The organism is Pradoshia sp. Z6_59 (assembly GCF_058267515.1).
This window is the reverse complement of the sequence record NZ_JBZCPP010000035.1, coordinates 1-4197: the sequence shown is the minus strand read 5'-3', so window position 1 is coordinate 4197 and position 4197 is coordinate 1. Positions and strand designations below refer to the sequence as shown.

Below are 4197 nucleotides of genomic sequence, written 5' to 3'. Positions count from 1 at the left end.
GTGGTGTTTTTTATCTAAGGAGGATAAGAACGAAGATGAATAAGTTGATTAATGTCCTTTTCTGTTAAACTCCTTATTGAAGTAACGGGGCAGGTTAATTCAATAACAGTGTAGAATTATTAATTAATATTTAGAGGATTTATTAAAGGTACTATTCTAAGGGGTGATGCAAAAGTGGGTGAAACCATTAAGCCAGTAGTAGAGACATCTGGTTGGGTAGATGTTATTACAGGCATTTTACCAATTGTTCTTTTGGTGATAATTGGTGTAATTATTGTAGCAATTATATATATCGTTAAGATAGTTAAGCGGTATCTAGCAAACACTAAAATAGCCGAGAAGAAATTAAAAATGGAAGAAAGAGATATACAAGAGATTAAACAACGTCTTGACCGAATTGAAAAAAAACTTAAGTGAGGTTGAGTGATATCTTTCATATTGTGCCTAACAGGGGCATTACTTCAATATCAAGAGTTGTAATCAGCTCTTTTTTTTATTCCACAAACGGGGCAGTTTAGCGGAAGAAGGATTTTAGATTTAAACTGATGAAATACTTAGGGATGAAGAATAATCATAGAATTTCTAATTAGTATGAGGTGAATAACTTTGAAAGGTGAAAAACCATTAAAATCAGAAAAATGGCGAGCAAAATATGGAGCATTCATTATTGCTCTAAGTTGCTTAGGTAGTGTAATTATTAGTTGGGGAAACAATTGGATTCTCACAAGCATATTAGGGTTTGGCGTATTAGTATGTGGAATTATAGGAATTCTTGAAATAAGGCGAGACATTCGTTTAAAGAAATGCAAACAATCAAGTTAAATCTTTATCATAACAAATTATGTGATCACCTCTATTTGCTATGCCACTAAAGGGGCAGAAGAGTTGAAGAAGCCTATGATTAAGGATGGGGAAAATGAAAGAAAAAATACACATATTGGGAGCTTCTGGTTCTGGTACCTCAACGCTCGGTTCTTCATTATCAAAGGTCTTACCTCATACACATCTTGATACAGATGACTACTTTTGGACAACTAAATTTACTAAACAAAGAGAAGTACCTAAAAGAAGAGAAATACTTGAAAAAGATTTATTACTTAATGAAAACTGGATTCTTTCTGGTGCAGTGTGTGGTTGGGGTGATAACTTTAAAAGTTATTTTGACCTTGTTATATTCTTATGGGTTCCGCAAGATATAAGACTTGAAAGGTTAAAGAAGAGGGAATATGAGCGTTATGGAAGTCAAATATTAACTGGCGGAAGCAAATATGAACAATCGAAAACTTTTTTAGAGTGGGCTTCTCTTTATGATAGTGCGGGAATGGAAGTTAGAAGTAAAAAATTGCACGAGTATTGGATGGCAGACTTATCTTGTCTAGTATTAAAAATTGAAGGGGATTATTCAGTCAATGAAAGAGTTGATATTGTATTAGATTATCTAAATACTAATTGAACTAACGGGGGCGTTCGTATTATATAGTTCAGCCAGAACTTTCTGGTTGAACTTTTTTTTATAGATTTATTCTATCAGTAGCCAGGGTAGAACGTACGGGGGCGTGGGGCATTGATCCCGTCGATCAAACTGTTCACCCCCTACTAGTAGAAATATGTTTGAGGCTGGTTGGGACTGAGATCTCGTATAACAAGCGAAGCTATAATACTACTTGGAGGAAATAGGGGTTACTGGCGAATACGAAAGAGGAGGAAAAAGAATGAACCCAGCTGTGGGTATAGATGTAGCTAAAGGAGAGAGTGAAATTCAGGCTTTTTTAGATAAAGGAAAGCCTTATGGAAAGAACTTTTCAATTAAGCATAATCGTGAAGAATTAGATGGGCTTGTAAGTTTCTTAGGCGAAATTAAATCAATGACAGGTAAGATGCCAGTGGTCATATTAGAATCAACGGGACATTATCATATTCCTATTATTCAGTGCTTAGAAGAAAATGATCTACTTTATATCCTGTTGAATCCAATCATTTCTCACAGCGAAGAAATCAAGTTTAAGAAAGGTAAAAACAGATGCCTTTGATGCGTATCAGTTATGTACCCTTTATTACAAAGAGGATTTTGAACCTTATAAAATGAGGGGAATTCAGCTGTTGAACCTTCGTAATCTATCTAGACAACAGGAAATCGTGACGAATATGTATGTAGAAGCAAAATTGCAATTTCATACGATTTTGGATCAGATTTTTCCTGATTACCGAAAGGTATTTGGAGATCTTTTTTCGAAAGTATCTTTATCGATATTAAAAGAATATCCAACATCGGAGAAGATTCTAGAGACGGATGAAGAGGACCTGGCGGAACGAATAAAAGGGTATTGTCCAACTCGTTCTCTTCAGTGGGCAAGAGAAAAAGCAAGGAAATTAATCCATTCAGCTTCTCAAAATCCTTTTCAAAAGGTGATGTATCAAAGCCATCTCATCAATCTTAATATGTATATAGACATCCTATTTCATTACCAAGGACACCTTTCGGATTTGGAGAGCCAAATGGTATCCCTGGCAAATGAAATAGAAGAATATAAGATTATCCAATCTATCCCTGGAATCGGAGAAAAAATCGCTGCCACGATTATTTCCGAAATTGGTGAGATTGATCGGTTTAATCACCCTAAGAAATTGGTTGCCTTCGCTGGCATCGATCCAAGTGTCCATTCATCTGGCAAGTTTACAGCGACGACGAATCGGATTACGAAGCGAGGTTCCAGCAGGCTAAGGCACAGTTTGTATCTAGCTGTTTTATGTGGAATAAGAAGTTCCAGAAATAAAAAGCTCAAGGAGTTCTATGATAAGAAACGCTTAGAAGGAAAGCCATCGAAAGTGGCAATTATCGCTTGTATCAATAAACTTCTTCACTGGATTTATGCTTTATTAAAAAGGAAAGAACATTTCCTAGATATAGCTTAGAAAGACATATTAACCACATAAAGAAAAACCTTCCACAAGATTCTGGAGGGTTATTTGGTATGCCTAAAAACAGTATAGCATATAAAAAAATGAATTTTACAGAGAGATATTGACATCCTATTAGCTGGTTTGATTCAAGAAGGGTTAATGCCTTTTTGTGTTGAATTTCTTATGGAAGTAAAGGGGCAGGTTAGTTCTACTAGAAAATGGTACAATAGGGAGCTGAAAGGTGATGATGGTTAGTGAGTGTATTCCCAGAAGAAAACGACTTTCTTTCGCTGTTTGAGTGTGAACCTATATTATTTGATAATACTACGGAAGATTTACCGTTTTATTACAATAAATCGACATATCAATTTTCTAATGGAGCAGAAGACTTTAGTGTTATTATCTCTCCATCATACGGTGAAGTAAAAATACAAGTAACACAAACGACTTCAAATATATTGTTATCACTTTTAGATTTAAAACGAGTAGTGAAATTTGAGATTACAGCAGATAAAAAGGATACTGCAAGCGTTCTTTTAACCATTGTGAACGAGGACTCGCAACAAATAATAGAAATTGATTTTAAGCCAGTATATAAACTGATTTTTAGAGAACATCATACACGGTGAAAAAACTATTCTTATGCAACTCTGGGCATTTATCAAGGAGGATTAATGCTCTTTTTTTGTTGAATTCCTTATTATAGAAACGGGTCAGGTTAGTTGAAGAAGGATTGGTATAATTTAGTTAGAAATGTGATAGCATTATGCAGCAATAATCTAGTTAATCAAAGAAATTATTTATAAAGGTGCGGGAGTATATTGAAAAAAAAGTTTTGGACAATTTTATTGATAATAAGTGTAGGGTTAAATCTATATATCGCTGGTAAATGGTTTTTGTTTGAACGAGGATATGAGCCTACTCCAGAAGAAGAAATAATTATGAGCGAAATGGTTCAAAAAACCGTTGAGAGTGATGAGTATAAAAATATAGCAAAAAAAGAGAATATCATCGCTATTGAAAGAGGTATTGATAAGTATAAAGGTGGTTCATTTCCTTACAATATGGGGGTCAGTGTTCGTACAGACAAACAGACATATATATTCTCCTGTAATGATGACCAATGTTCAAAAATGGAAAGCGTCGAGGAGACATATTCTATCTATCAAGATGAGAGACCGAGGCTTCCCTTTAAACAGTAATGAAAGAATAGATAAGTTCTTATGCTGCTAAAGGGGCAGGTTCGTATTATATAGTTCAGCCAGAACTTTCTGGTTGAACTTTTTTCATTTGAAT

General features: G+C 34.7%; 5 protein-coding genes and 1 pseudogene. All 6 read left to right on the top strand.

The annotated features are described in order from the left end of the window. Nucleotides 1-174 precede the first annotated feature (174 nt). Nucleotides 175-417 (top strand): hypothetical protein, encoded by a 243-nt coding sequence (locus AC4D4B_RS19400; RefSeq protein ID WP_491000832.1) that lies wholly within the window; start codon nucleotides 175-177, stop codon nucleotides 415-417. Between the two features lie 189 nt (nucleotides 418-606). After that, a complete protein-coding gene (locus AC4D4B_RS19395) occupies nucleotides 607-822 on the top strand; it encodes a hypothetical protein (protein ID WP_490996237.1) in 216 nt (71 codons plus the stop codon). 94 nt (nucleotides 823-916) lie between these two features. Then, nucleotides 917-1453: an ATP-binding protein gene (locus AC4D4B_RS19390; RefSeq protein WP_491000831.1), complete on the top strand. Its 537-nt coding sequence runs from the start codon at nucleotides 917-919 to the stop codon at nucleotides 1451-1453. A 259-nt stretch (nucleotides 1454-1712) separates the two neighbouring features. Then, nucleotides 1713-2913, top strand: a pseudogene (locus tag AC4D4B_RS19385) (IS110 family RNA-guided transposase). 242 nt (nucleotides 2914-3155) lie between these two features. Further along, nucleotides 3156-3530, top strand: a complete 375-nt coding sequence (locus tag AC4D4B_RS19380; RefSeq protein WP_491000830.1) for a hypothetical protein — start codon at nucleotides 3156-3158, stop codon at nucleotides 3528-3530. A 192-nt stretch (nucleotides 3531-3722) separates the two neighbouring features. Next, the gene (locus AC4D4B_RS19375) at nucleotides 3723-4103 is read left to right on the top strand and encodes a hypothetical protein (RefSeq protein WP_491000829.1); all 381 of its coding nucleotides are present in this window, start codon (nucleotides 3723-3725) and stop codon (nucleotides 4101-4103) included. Nucleotides 4104-4197: the final 94 nt, after the last annotated feature.

Excerpts from the sequence above, each read along its gene's own strand:
- AC4D4B_RS19390 (WP_491000831.1), top strand. The coding sequence starts at position 917 with ATGAAAGAAAAAATACACATATTGGGAGCTTCTGGTTCTGGTACCTCA.